This window comes from Cerasicoccus sp. TK19100 (genome assembly GCF_027257155.1).
GTDB classification, from domain to species: domain Bacteria; phylum Verrucomicrobiota; class Verrucomicrobiia; order Opitutales; family Cerasicoccaceae; genus Cerasicoccus; species Cerasicoccus fimbriatus.
On sequence record NZ_JAPWDU010000002.1, the window covers coordinates 747,275 to 758,495 of the forward strand.

At 48.5% G+C, this 11,221-nt stretch carries 16 protein-coding genes; 3 read left to right on the top strand and 13 right to left on the bottom strand.

The window, feature by feature from the left end; all coding sequences use genetic code 11:
- Positions 1-38 precede the first annotated feature (38 nt).
- The 3 genes from O3S85_RS06590 (at position 39) to O3S85_RS06600 (ending at position 3,713) form a co-directional block, all read left to right on the top strand.
- A complete protein-coding gene (locus O3S85_RS06590; RefSeq protein ID WP_269539036.1) occupies positions 39-482 on the top strand; it encodes an REP-associated tyrosine transposase in 444 nt (147 codons plus the stop codon).
- A gap of 246 nt (positions 483-728) precedes the next feature.
- The gene (locus tag O3S85_RS06595) at positions 729-2,957 is read left to right on the top strand and encodes a ribonucleoside triphosphate reductase (protein WP_269539037.1); all 2,229 of its coding nucleotides are present in this window, start codon (positions 729-731) and stop codon (positions 2,955-2,957) included.
- A 45-nt stretch (positions 2,958-3,002) separates the two neighbouring features.
- Positions 3,003-3,713, top strand: a complete 711-nt coding sequence (locus tag O3S85_RS06600) for an anaerobic ribonucleoside-triphosphate reductase activating protein (protein ID WP_269539039.1) — start codon at positions 3,003-3,005, stop codon at positions 3,711-3,713.
- Positions 3,714-3,890: 177 nt separating this feature from the next.
- On the opposite strand, the gene O3S85_RS06605 is transcribed toward O3S85_RS06600, so the two are convergent.
- The 13 genes from O3S85_RS06605 to O3S85_RS06660 form a co-directional block, all read right to left on the bottom strand.
- Entirely contained in the window at positions 3,891-4,277 is a 387-nt protein-coding gene (locus O3S85_RS06605) for a hypothetical protein (RefSeq protein WP_269539040.1), read from the bottom strand.
- 114 nt (positions 4,278-4,391) lie between these two features.
- A complete protein-coding gene (locus O3S85_RS21200) occupies positions 4,392-4,799 on the bottom strand; it encodes a GFA family protein (protein WP_343218940.1) in 408 nt (135 codons plus the stop codon).
- Between the two features lie 114 nt (positions 4,800-4,913).
- Positions 4,914-5,198 (bottom strand): hypothetical protein, encoded by a 285-nt coding sequence (locus O3S85_RS06610; protein ID WP_269539041.1) that lies wholly within the window; start codon positions 5,196-5,198, stop codon positions 4,914-4,916.
- 361 nt (positions 5,199-5,559) lie between these two features.
- Positions 5,560-5,883 (bottom strand): hypothetical protein, encoded by a 324-nt coding sequence (locus O3S85_RS06615; RefSeq protein WP_269539043.1) that lies wholly within the window; start codon positions 5,881-5,883, stop codon positions 5,560-5,562.
- A gap of 75 nt (positions 5,884-5,958) precedes the next feature.
- A complete protein-coding gene (locus O3S85_RS06620; protein WP_269539044.1) occupies positions 5,959-6,330 on the bottom strand; it encodes a hypothetical protein in 372 nt (123 codons plus the stop codon).
- A 75-nt stretch (positions 6,331-6,405) separates the two neighbouring features.
- On the bottom strand, positions 6,406-6,792 hold the full coding sequence (locus O3S85_RS06625; RefSeq protein WP_269539046.1) for a DUF3592 domain-containing protein: 387 nt from the start codon (positions 6,790-6,792) through the stop codon (positions 6,406-6,408).
- 14 nt (positions 6,793-6,806) lie between these two features.
- Positions 6,807-7,226, bottom strand: a complete 420-nt coding sequence (locus tag O3S85_RS06630) for a hypothetical protein (RefSeq protein WP_269539048.1) — start codon at positions 7,224-7,226, stop codon at positions 6,807-6,809.
- Between the two features lie 491 nt (positions 7,227-7,717).
- Positions 7,718-8,386 carry a hypothetical protein gene (locus tag O3S85_RS06635; RefSeq protein WP_269539050.1) on the bottom strand — a complete coding sequence of 223 codons (669 nt, stop codon included), beginning with the start codon at positions 8,384-8,386 and terminating at the stop codon, positions 7,718-7,720.
- Between the two features lie 64 nt (positions 8,387-8,450).
- Positions 8,451-8,966: a DUF6882 domain-containing protein gene (locus O3S85_RS06640; protein ID WP_269539051.1), complete on the bottom strand. Its 516-nt coding sequence runs from the start codon at positions 8,964-8,966 to the stop codon at positions 8,451-8,453.
- Between the two features lie 51 nt (positions 8,967-9,017).
- Positions 9,018-9,593 (bottom strand): hypothetical protein, encoded by a 576-nt coding sequence (locus O3S85_RS06645; protein WP_269539052.1) that lies wholly within the window; start codon positions 9,591-9,593, stop codon positions 9,018-9,020.
- A gap of 88 nt (positions 9,594-9,681) precedes the next feature.
- Positions 9,682-10,176, bottom strand: a complete 495-nt coding sequence (locus O3S85_RS06650; RefSeq protein ID WP_269539054.1) for a hypothetical protein — start codon at positions 10,174-10,176, stop codon at positions 9,682-9,684.
- 115 nt (positions 10,177-10,291) lie between these two features.
- Positions 10,292-10,567 carry a hypothetical protein gene (locus tag O3S85_RS06655; RefSeq protein WP_269539055.1) on the bottom strand — a complete coding sequence of 92 codons (276 nt, stop codon included), beginning with the start codon at positions 10,565-10,567 and terminating at the stop codon, positions 10,292-10,294.
- Between the two features lie 82 nt (positions 10,568-10,649).
- Complete coding sequence (locus O3S85_RS06660; RefSeq protein WP_269539056.1) at positions 10,650-10,922, bottom strand: hypothetical protein; 273 nt, start codon at positions 10,920-10,922, stop codon at positions 10,650-10,652.
- Between the last annotated feature and the right edge of the window lie 299 nt (positions 10,923-11,221).

Below are 11,221 nucleotides of genomic sequence, written 5' to 3' on the forward strand. Positions count from 1 at the left end.
AGTCCTTGCTCCATCACCAACGCTTAACATAAGAAAACATGGATAACTTCAGAGGCCGGAAGCACCTCTACCACAGTGCTCCAGCATGGGTTGCCGATGGTGAAATCTACTTCATTACGATCTGCACCAAAACTCGCGGAACTGATCAACTCACGATACCAGAAGTGTCTAAGGGCATACTGGGCTCATTGGGCCGCCTGCACCGCAGTGGCAAGTGGCATATCAGCCTGTTCTTATTAATGCCCGATCACTTGCACGGACTGATTTCATTCCCTGCAAACGTCTCAATGGCTGAACAAATTTCACTATTTAAATCTTACCAATCGCGTTTTCTAGGCATCAATTGGCAAGAAGGATTTTTCGATCATCGCATACGCTCAGATGAAGAGTTCGCATTGAAAGCCGAATACATCAGGCAGAATCCGGTTAGGGCGGGATTGGTGAAGACTTCTGAAGATTGGACGTATGTATTTCCAAAATAAAAACGTAGCCACTCCAGCGTAGCGGCTTGCTTGTAAGCTGCGCCCTACCTTTTCGATACTGCGAATTACTCTGCATCGCAAAGTTCCCCTACTCTGCGCCATCAGAAAAACTCATTCAATAAGGCTTCGTTCAGGCCGGCGATTCCCCGACTTCTAACCGCGCTGCTTCAACCGTTTTTCACGGACAACGTTCTTTCCTTGGTTAAGGTGAAAGCCCTCAACTAACGCAAAACACAAGGAAGGAAAATGACTGGAAAACATGACGAACTGTTATTGTTCGAACGGCCGGGGACGGCTTTGACCTCTGATACCGATCTCTTGCTCAATACCTCGGGCGTGCGCTGGATTCGCAAGCGCGACGGCAGCAAGGCGACATTCGAACCCATGCGCATTGTCGATGCCGTCGCCAAGGCCGGCGAGGCGACAGGCGAGTTCTCCCGCGATGTCGCGATGCAACTGGCGATTCAAATCGTCAACCGCTTCACCGAAGCCATCAAGGCGCATGCGCCGACGGTGGAACTCGTGCAGGATCTTGCCGAAGATGTCTTGATAGAATCCCGCTACCGCAAGACGGCCAAAGCGTTTATCATCTACCGCGAACAGCATGCACGACGCCGCGCCATCCGCAACCAGACGAAGACGGAGATCGTCGAACAGTATTTGAAAAAGCTCGATTGGCAGGTGCGCGAAAACAGCAACATGGCCTATTCACTACAAGGCCTAAACAACTACATATCGTCCGGCATCAGCAAGAGCTTTTGGATGAGCGAAGTTTACCCACCCGAAATTGGCGAGGCGCATGATAACGGCGATTTTCACATCCACGACACCAACCAACTGAGCGTTTATTGCGTGGGCTGGGATTTGTTTCAGTTGCTCAGCGTCGGCTTTCGTGGCGTGCCGGGCAAGGTCGAGTCCGCCCCCGCCAAGCATCTGCGTAGCGCGCTGGGCCAAGTCGTGAATTTCTTCTACACCTTACAAGGTGAGGCCGCGGGTGCACAGGCATTCTCCAGCTTCGATACCCTGCTCGCACCGTTCATTCGCTACGACAATCTCGACTACGCGCAGGTGCGGCAAATCCTGCAGGAGTTCATCTTCAACGTGAACGTGCCAACCCGCGTGGGCTTCCAAAGTCCGTTTACTAACATCACGCTGGACCTGCAATGCCCGTCGCACTACGCCAAGCATCCCGTGCTGCGCGGCGGCGAGTTTACGGACGATGTCTATGGCGATTTCCAGGAAGAAATGGACACGCTCAATCGCGCGTTCTTCGACATCATGAGCGAAGGCGATGCCAGCGGTCGGCTGTTTTCATTTCCCATCCCGACGATCAACTTGACGAGTGATTTCAACTGGGAAAACCCCAACCTTGACGGCCTGTGGACGATGACCGGGAAGTTCGGCATTCCGTATTTCTCAAACTTCATCAACTCCGATATGAGCCCCGATGACGCGCGCTCTATGTGCTGCCGCCTGCGCATCGACAACACCCAACTGGAACGACGCGGCGGCGGCCTCTTTGGCGCGCATCCGCTTACCGGTAGCATCGGCGTGGTGACGATCAACATGCCACGCATCGGCTACCGATCCAAGAACAAGCGCGAGTTCTTCCGGCGTCTCACCAGGATGATGGACCTCGCCCGCGACAGCCTCGAAACCAAGCGTAAGTTCCTCGAAGAACTCACCGACGCCGGGCTCTACCCTTACACGCAGTATTACCTGCGCGACATGAAAAACCAGCACGGTGTGTATTGGAAAAACCACTTCTCGACGATCGGCCTGGTCGGCATGAATGAGGCGTGCCTGAACTTGTTCGGTGCCAACATTGCCAGTGACAAGGGCCGTGCTTTCGCGAAGGAAGTGCTCGAATTCATGCGGATGCGACTGGTCAAATATCAGCTTGAAACCGGCAACCATTACAATCTGGAGGCATCTCCGGCCGAAGGCACTTCAATGCGCCTTGCGCTCAAGGACCAGGAAGTATGCCCGGGCATCACTTGCGCAAACCCGAGCGAGGTCATGCGTGGCGGTCCGCCCTTCTACACCAATAGCACGCACCTACCCGTCAACTACACCGACGATCCCTTCGAGGCGCTATCCCTGCAAGAGGAAACGCAGGAGCTCTACACGGGCGGCACGGTGATCCACCTGTTTCTTGGAGAGCGCGTGAACGAACCGGCAGCAGTGCGCGAGTTTGTGAAAACGGTGGCCTGGAATTACCGGCTCCCCTACTTCTCGCTTACACCGACGTTTAGCATCTGCCCCACCCATGGCTACGTGGCAGGTGAGCACCACCACTGCCCCGAATGCGGAGCCGAGAGCGAGGTCTACTCCCGCGTGGTCGGCTATCTGCGGCCCGTCTCGCAGTGGAACGACGGCAAGCAGGCGGAGTTTCGCAAACGGGCGCGGCTGCGCTTCGACACCGAGCCCGACCCATCCCTTCATCGTATGATGGAACAGACGCAGTTACTGTAGCACAATGGCCGGGGCAGCGCTGTTGGTTGCCCCGGCCTCTCCCCCATGAACATCGGAGGCATTCTAAAGAACTCCCTCCTGGACTTTCCGGGGCGGCCAGCAGTCGTCGTGTTTACACAGGGCTGCAACTGGCGTTGCCCGTACTGCCACAACCCGAAACTGATTCCACTTTGCGATGCAAATAAACTTTGCGGCGCAGAGTCTCACGTAACCTCGAACGAAGTCATTGAGTTACTGGAGCGGCGGCCCCCTGCGGCACGAAACATTGTGGTCACCGGCGGTGAGCCCACCCGCCAGCCACAGCTCATTCAATTTCTGCAAGCGTGTCGGCGGCGTGGTTACGGCATCAAGCTCGACACCAATGGCAGCAACCCCTGCATCCTCAAAGAGCTGCTCAACGCGGAACTTGTCGACTACGTAGCGATGGACGTCAAAGGCACGTTAGGCCACTACGAGCGCTACTGTGGACGGCGCACGCTGCCGCTGGCCCTGGCGACGTCGATTACTTTGCTACGCAAAGCTTCCATCGACTACGAGTTCCGCACGACCGTCGTCCCGGCGCTGCACAAGCCGAAGGACTTCGACGCCATCGGCCAATGGTTGGCCGGCGGCAAGCAGCTATTCCTCCAGCCGTTTCGTGCGACGAGTGAGATTCTGCGGCCTAAACTTGCGAACAGCGGGACACCGTCAGCCATGTTTATGGAGGCCTGCGCAACCGCCGCCAGCCAATGGCTGCCCACACAAATCAGAAATTAGCGGTGTGAACCACCCATGCTTACTGGTCTCTCAAGAAGGCGCAAAGAGTTACTGGGTAGCGGCAATGCTGACTAAACGATGAGAGTAGCTGCGAAATGCAAACGCATTATCGTCAACTAACCCCGATTTGTTATGGGATTTGGACCGGTTGCTAGACTTTCTTAGCTGCGAATAATTTCAATCTAGTATGCGTATATATTTTGATTTTGTTTCATCGTAGGTTGGATGCTCCTCATGCTTCCAGAGAGTCAAGCTACCCCCGTCTATTTCAAAATACTCTTTCACCCATCGGAAATGCGAATCTTCAGGAACTTGCTCAAGTTCCATTGCGATCACGTTACCTGATATTTCATACCTACCTTCACTCTCAACAAGGTCTCTGGTCAAATTTTTCATTTTCCACCTGCCATTGCTACTTATTTGGAGGATGTATTTTTCTGAGACCTTCTCACCATCATGCTCGATCCATGCCCAGTTTCCTACTAACGGGTGGTCAGCTTTCTTGCCGCAACCAGCACAAAATACAATTAATAAAATGGGGAGTAGATATTTAAATTTTATCATAACGCGAAAGTCATACGCGAGTGCTTGCGCGAGTTGTATGGACCGACTGGTTATGCTTTTAATCCCGCGACCACTGGAAGTTTAATCCTCATCACTCCTCTTTTTGAAATAGAATCAAACGGGTAGTTCTTCGAATCCCTGAAGTTCATCCAACTTCTCATCCCAAGTTGCCTTGTCCGATAAGAAGATATGGGCGTTTGGCCGAATCGGAAGTTCACAATTAAGGCTGCCAGCCGGGACGACCAAGAGGTCGCCTTTCATTTGGGTACTCGGAAGAGCCGATCCGCATGTCGCGCAAAAGCTCTTGATGTGTCTGGTCGAAGGAAGAGTAAATGTTCTGACTCCATTTTTTCCTGAAATCCATACCATCTTTGCGGTTCTCGAGAACAGATTGGCGGCGTGAGCTGAACCCGTATCCTTGCGGCAACGATCGCAATGGCAGAGATAGAAACTCTCGAAGTCGCCAATTATCTCGAACTTTACTTCACCACAAAGGCATGATCCTGGATATTTGCTGATCATATTTGATATGCCAGTCTAGTAGTTAGACCGGCGGTGCATTTATTGATACATAACGATGAGATGTCTCAAGACTGTAGAGCGGAGCGCGAAAGGAATTGAGACCTCCGTCTGGATCTACTCTTGGACATATCGAATAGTGTAAGTGGTGTCCTCGGAAACTTGAACCTTAGTCCAAGAACCATCCATAGGAATCGTGAATTCTTTCTTATTGCCGTTAATCAGGGGTGAAAACTTTTCTTTCGCTAATTCAACAAATCCCTCGAATTCAGTGGTTAGTGCGACTCCAGAAATCTGCCCCTCCTTTTTTTCTAATGCGATAGCGGTGCCCACAAAGTAATCATTCAAGATCGGGCTTAGATTATCAAAACTAACTGTCGCCTTGATTTCTTTCTTTTCCATCAGCTCCTTGACTTGAATGTAGTCGGTTGCTCGGAGGGCACTAGTCGCGCAGACTAGAAATATTAGTAATAGGCTTAGGTATTTCATCTTATTTTTTATAGATCGCTAAGAGTAGCTGACCAACATGGAGCGCCGCAGGCGCGGAATGATGGGTCAGCTATCTCGTCTGGTTGTGTGCTGGTTTCAATGGGAGGCTTGTTGGTTAAGGTCTTGTTTTAATAGGAAACATGGTTCTGATCAACTCCAAGTTTACCGGAAAGGCTGCTTTGCATCGGAGGCAAATCAGCGTGACTGAAGCTGCGGATGGCTGCCGCGTCTCGCTGGGAACACGCGACACACAACGTCGAGGACTGGCGCGGCGTTAGCCGTTGCCAGCTCCGACTGGATGGGATTTCTGGATTCCTGCTTTTGAGCTATAGTTCCACCGTAGTTGTTCGTTAAAGTAGAGCCTCGGAGTAATGTAAATCTTATCTCCTTTTACTCTGAAATCTTCTTCATATTGATCCAAGACGATGTGCAGGAGTTTGATGTCATCTTCTTTGATTTCAGCTTCGATTAAATTGTGCTCTCCGGTTCCATCGTGATAAACGGCAACAAAGAGGCAGACTGTCGCGAAGTTCCACGAGAACCCAAAAGCCGCTATAAAAGCGATACCGATAAATCCGATGGTGATCTTCTTTTTCATTCTATTCCAACGTCGAGATGTGGCACGTAGTGAGCGCAGCGAACGGAGTTGTCCACTATCGCCTGGTTAAGCTTTCTAGATTGGCAAGCGATAGAAAGTGGCTCCTTCGGTATGAGGTTCTTCAGGAATTAAAGGTTCGAATGAAAAATACCAATAATTGAAACCCTTATTTAATGCGTAGCGCTGTCCTCCCATCTCTATTTCTCTCATTCCATTATCTTTTTTGACCCAAGTGAAAGGGGTCGAATCACTTACTTCGCCCTCCATCGAATCGCGGATAAGTATGATTTCTTTTTCTGTTACAACCCAGTGCCTTTCTCTCACTCCTTGCACCAGCATTGGGCAGTAATACTTACCTTCAAAAGTTCGTGGATAGACAACGAATACTGCACACGCAAAAAGCATTACAGCGACTACTTTCAGAATGAATCGAAACGCTTTTTTCATTTTGCTTAACGTAAAGGAGTCTCAAGACTGTAGCGCGGAGCGCGAAAGGAATTGAGATAAGCGAATGGTTCTGATTTAAGATTTAATAGCGGCTCCGACCAGCACAAAGATAATTCCGAATATGATGGAAACACCCGTGAATAACATTCTGTTTCCTGTTGTATAATGTTCAGCATCATACGGATTCGATGGGACTAAAACGTCTACTTCTGTTCCTACTTCTATTGGTTTATACGGCTCACCGTATTTTGAGGTGAACTTGTAAGTTGAACCCATTGATTCAAATTCAATTTCAGGGTGGAAATATTCTGTGCAGTCACTGAGTTCTTTGATGCTGCCCACAACTTTTCCCTTTTGTTTTCTGCCACTCTTTCTTTTTCGCCAAGTCCACTCATGCGCTATTCCGAATGCTAGCATTAGAATTCCCGCGATTATGAAACCAGCTTGAGCAAAGTGATGCATTTTTTTTCAGAGCGTTAAGAGTAGGTGCGATGTGAATCGTCACCTGCTTCGTCTGGTTCATCTTTGCCTTTGTTTGGCCTTCCAGCGAAAGACAATATAAAAAGACAAACTAAAATCATAGCCCATACAATTAAGCCCATTGCTATGGGTGCGGAAACCTCAATGAATGATTCAAGAGTATAATAGAGCTTAGTCATCGGCTCAGAGTTTGCTTGCAGGTTTCTTAGTAAAGTATGCCCGATCTTTTCGATTGTTAGAAAAGTTGCCCATATCGCATTGATTCCGATTAAAATTCTAAACTGGGCTTTTCTATTTGGGCAAGGAATGGGATAAATTCGTTGTTTTAATGAGATTGCTGTTAGTGCCAAAGTCGCAAATGCGATCAGTAAAAAGCCGACCTTCCCGTGCCATGGGACAGAATAGATTTCCCACATGAAAAACTGAAAATCTCCAGGTGCGGGTCCGGCGTAAGATGCTATTACATTCATTATTTGATGAACGCTAAGAGTAGCTGACCGTCATGGAGCGCCGCAAGGCGCGGAATGAAGGGTCAGCTATCTCGTCTTGTTGTAGATTCATTGTTTCGTTGATGTGGTTCGTTACCAGGCAGGGAAATGAAAACGATCCCTGCGAACAAGCACCCTATTCCAACGGCTCCTATCAAAATAGTCAGCCAACCAAGAATGGATTGAAAAAAGCCAGGAGTAAATAGCATCCATATTACGATCAGTGCGCAAGCAAGGGCAGATGAAAAGCAGATTATTCCACTTTGTCGGTGCTGTTGTGCCTTCGAATTCATTTTCTTCTACAACGTCCAAGCGATGTCACTGCCTGCCGACAGCGCGCTCCGACTTCGGGGTTGAGGTTTGAATGTTCATTGAGATTTTGACTCGCGGCGGGCAGGCAGTTGATCATCCGCGACTTGTTATGCCTTGGGTTTCCGGGGGGCAAAGTCCTCCTTATGCTCGATCACCCATCGATGAGCAGACACCTGCATCTCTCTGTCGATTCCGACGAAAGTTCCCCACTTCGATTCGAGTGCTCGGAGTGCACTATCCAAAGATTCGCGATCACTCTCCGACAACTCGGAATAAGGCTCCTCGGATTCTAGAATCAGGGTTCTGTATCCGAACCGATCCAATACTGCGAGACACTCGGAAACCGCTTCAGCTGCTTCGGTCGCGCCGCATCGCGTGAGGCTTGGTAGCACCTGAAAAAGAATCGAGTGATGCCCCTCTGCAATCATATCGAAGAATCCGTTCCGCCAATCCCGGGACAAGCGTCCAATGAATGTCGGAATCTGTTCGCAGGCGAGAAGTCTCTGGTCAGGGATCTCAATCGATTCAGCAAATTGGGACAGGACTTCGTAGTATTCACGATCTCGGAGAATCTCATCGATATCGTAGCAAAATGGATTCCGGTCAAAATCTGCAAGCTCCTTCGAGCTCTCTTCCTTTGCTTCGATCTTTTCGCAATCGTAGCAGAGGATCGAAAGGTCTCCAAAGTCTGCAAACTCCGTTTCGACTCCACAGCGCCGACACTTCTTGTTTGGCATGTTCGCCAGCAGGTCAGCGATATCAGAATTTTTTGGCATAACGCTAAGAGTAGCTGACCAACATGGAGCGCCGCAGGCGCGGAATGATGGTCAGCTATCTCGTCTAGTTCGATTTGCTTAGTTCAGTAATCATCATTATGATAAAACCATTTCCTGTGGGACCTCGATACAGCCCACGTCCCCCAAGGATTCTGCAGGCGAAGGCGGACAATGCCCATGCCTCATCTTCAGTCGCTTCCGTTTTAGGTTCAGTTAGATCGGAGATATTGTGCTGTTCGCCGTATGCAATTAACTTTTCGGTGTCTTTAGTGAGATGATCTAGAAGGGATGGGTTTGCCCATCCCCACATCCATGTCTTCGATACACTAGAGTATGATCCTAGAATCACGACTTTGCAGCTTAACTGAACTGCTCCGGCGTTGGAAAATAATAGATCCCCAACTTCTTGGTCAATGTCCCAACGCTCATAGCTTCCAAATCCATACTGTTCAGATAAACTGGAGTTGAGCTCTTCGACCTCTTTGACCCGTTCGACCAAATACTCGTTATATTCTCGATCTCGCTTGGGAGTGATTTGATCGGCAACCTTCTTGCCAAATATGTTTTTAAATAGGCTCATGTTTTGTAGCGAACATTGAGGGTATGTGCGAAAAATGCGCAGCATTTTTCGTCACATATCCCGATTGGTTAGCTTCCTGCGCCGATAAACTTCGATATTTTCTTTGACATACTCCACCCCTAGATCCATTGCGACGCCATTTGTGTCTACATTATCTAAACTGTCAGCAGAGTAACAATAAATTCGATCTAATCCTTCTAGTTCTTTACGAAATTCCAAAGCCTTTCCTTCGCCAAGTCCACCCTCATGATCTTCGCAAAGTGATTCGATATTGTCGGGATAGCTAGAATCCTCTGTGAAGTAAGGAAAACCATATTTTTTGAGTATCTTCTTCAAGTCGCGGATGGCAAGTCGCAGTCGGCATTCTTTAATGACCTCAAGGGCATTTGAGCCATTTACAATAAAACTATAGTCAGGGTTATCAAGTATTCCAGAGACGCAGTTTCTTACACCAAGCTCAATCTGATATAATCCTAAATTGACCCATTCCTGATTATAAAGATACTCTGGCTTTCTGCACACTCCCCAAAGTTCATCCCTAGGGAGAGCCCCAATTATTTGAAGATGCACGTCAAAGCTGTTCTTCGCCCGCTCAAGTATACTATCTATATCGTAGTGTATCTTCACATTTCTGTGTCTTTTGAGGTTCTTGACTAACGCTAAGAGTAGGTGCGATGTAAATCGTCACCTATCTCGCCTAGTTCTCAATTTTGGTTTAAGGAAAAACAAAGACAAATACAGATTCTCCTGTTGATGAAGACTTCTCAAAAACGGTCTTCCATTCGTCGTAATACAATCTGAAATCTGCTGGAGATCGCAAAACGTCCGTTGAGATGAAGGAATTCTCAACTGATTTCCAGTCTATTGAGTGTAATAATGAGGCAAACTTTTCCGCCGACGCAGGAGTGTAGGAAGAATCTAGTCCTTCCGACTCAAGGGGGATATCTAGCTGTTGCTTTCCATTATCGACACGCCATGACCAGAATACACAGTTTGCGAACTCATCGAGTGCATGCCTTGTATCTTCGGGCAATCTCGCTCTAAATCCGTCGTAGCATTCCAGAAGAAGCATTTGAAATGACAGCTCGTCGGTGCAGAACTCCTCCTCCCCAATTTTCCCTTCCTCCAATTGGTCGAAAAATGTATCGTCTGAGTATGTGCGAGAGAATTCGTCAGCTTTGCTCAAAATGACTGTTATGGGAACTGACATAGATCTTTGCTTTTATGGGAACGCTAAGCTGTGGCACGGAGTGAAGCGCGGAGCGCGTAGCGGAGTTGTCCACCAGCGCCTTGTTCTGCTTTTGCTGCTTCTATGCTTCCGATGCTCATGCCGCGCCTTTGCATCTTTTCATTTCTTTGATTATGCCGATGGATAAAACTGCGACATGTGCTACGACAACTGTAACAGTTCCGAGATATGTCCACATCCAGTTTAGTAGAGCTCCAGCACCGAATGCCACAAGAGGAAAGACCGGGATTACGGGGATGAATGACACTCCTTCACTCCATTTTCTTCCTTCTTTTAAATTAATTATCTTCACTGAGAGGTAAAGTCCCGCCCAGAATACAATCAGAAACCCTATCAGTAAATTTGTGTCCATTTCTTTTGCAGAACGCTAAGCACTCACGCGGCGCTTGTCGCCGTTGTGAGCTGCGCCTTGATATGCTTTATGTTTTATTTCTTTAGGGGAGGAAGTCACAGGGCTGAGTCTCTAAGTGCTTAGCTGCTCTGGAAGTAAGTTCGTCCCAATCCTTTGCTGGTCTAGACTCAATTTTTAGATCCATCAGTTTCTGATCGATCACATCTTCAAGTATCCAAATAGCCTTCTTTTCTATTTCTGAGAAGTTCAGGTTCAGTGGAGTTCCTGCTAGTTTGTCACTCGCCAGCTCTCGCAGGACCAATAGATGGGCAAGCGTAATCTCAAGCGATGTAGACTGTGCAAGGTTCTCATTCATTTTAGTTCTGCATATCTATAAGTTATGCGACATAATTATGTCGCATAAGTGAATGGTGTAAAGAGACGATGGTGGCCGTTGTGCACCTATTTCTGAGTGAAAGTCGCACTTGCTGCTGGAATATGCATACTTGCTAAAGAGGACAATTTGTCCCCTATTACTTATTCGACATGTATGACTGGGTGACATCGTGTTTGCAGGATAAGCCAGGGCTGTCTGACGGGCAGCGGGAGGCGTAGTTGATTACACTACGATGGTATTTCGGTTTTTGTGCCAAGCGTCAATTGCCGAATCCGCTG

Excerpts from the sequence above, each read along its gene's own strand:
- O3S85_RS06605 (WP_269539040.1), bottom strand. The coding sequence starts at position 4,277 with ATGATAAAATTTAAATATCTACTCCCCATTTTATTAATTGTATTTTGT.
- O3S85_RS06630 (WP_269539048.1), bottom strand. The coding sequence starts at position 7,226 with ATGTGGGAAATCTATTCTGTCCCATGGCACGGGAAGGTCGGCTTTTTA.
- O3S85_RS06650 (WP_269539054.1), bottom strand. The coding sequence starts at position 10,176 with ATGTCAGTTCCCATAACAGTCATTTTGAGCAAAGCTGACGAATTCTCT.
- O3S85_RS06640 (WP_269539051.1), bottom strand. The coding sequence starts at position 8,966 with ATGAGCCTATTTAAAAACATATTTGGCAAGAAGGTTGCCGATCAAATC.
- O3S85_RS06625 (WP_269539046.1), bottom strand. The coding sequence starts at position 6,792 with ATGCATCACTTTGCTCAAGCTGGTTTCATAATCGCGGGAATTCTAATG.
- O3S85_RS06635 (WP_269539050.1), bottom strand. The coding sequence starts at position 8,386 with ATGCCAAAAAATTCTGATATCGCTGACCTGCTGGCGAACATGCCAAAC.
- O3S85_RS06595 (WP_269539037.1), top strand. The coding sequence starts at position 729 with ATGACTGGAAAACATGACGAACTGTTATTGTTCGAACGGCCGGGGACG.
- O3S85_RS06615 (WP_269539043.1), bottom strand. The coding sequence starts at position 5,883 with ATGAAAAAGAAGATCACCATCGGATTTATCGGTATCGCTTTTATAGCG.
- O3S85_RS06655 (WP_269539055.1), bottom strand. The coding sequence starts at position 10,567 with ATGGACACAAATTTACTGATAGGGTTTCTGATTGTATTCTGGGCGGGA.
- O3S85_RS06600 (WP_269539039.1), top strand. The coding sequence starts at position 3,003 with ATGAACATCGGAGGCATTCTAAAGAACTCCCTCCTGGACTTTCCGGGG.
- O3S85_RS06610 (WP_269539041.1), bottom strand. The coding sequence starts at position 5,198 with ATGGAAAAGAAAGAAATCAAGGCGACAGTTAGTTTTGATAATCTAAGC.
- O3S85_RS06660 (WP_269539056.1), bottom strand. The coding sequence starts at position 10,922 with ATGAATGAGAACCTTGCACAGTCTACATCGCTTGAGATTACGCTTGCC.
- O3S85_RS06590 (WP_269539036.1), top strand. The coding sequence starts at position 39 with ATGGATAACTTCAGAGGCCGGAAGCACCTCTACCACAGTGCTCCAGCA.
- O3S85_RS06620 (WP_269539044.1), bottom strand. The coding sequence starts at position 6,330 with ATGAAAAAAGCGTTTCGATTCATTCTGAAAGTAGTCGCTGTAATGCTT.
- O3S85_RS21200 (WP_343218940.1), bottom strand. The coding sequence starts at position 4,799 with ATGATCAGCAAATATCCAGGATCATGCCTTTGTGGTGAAGTAAAGTTC.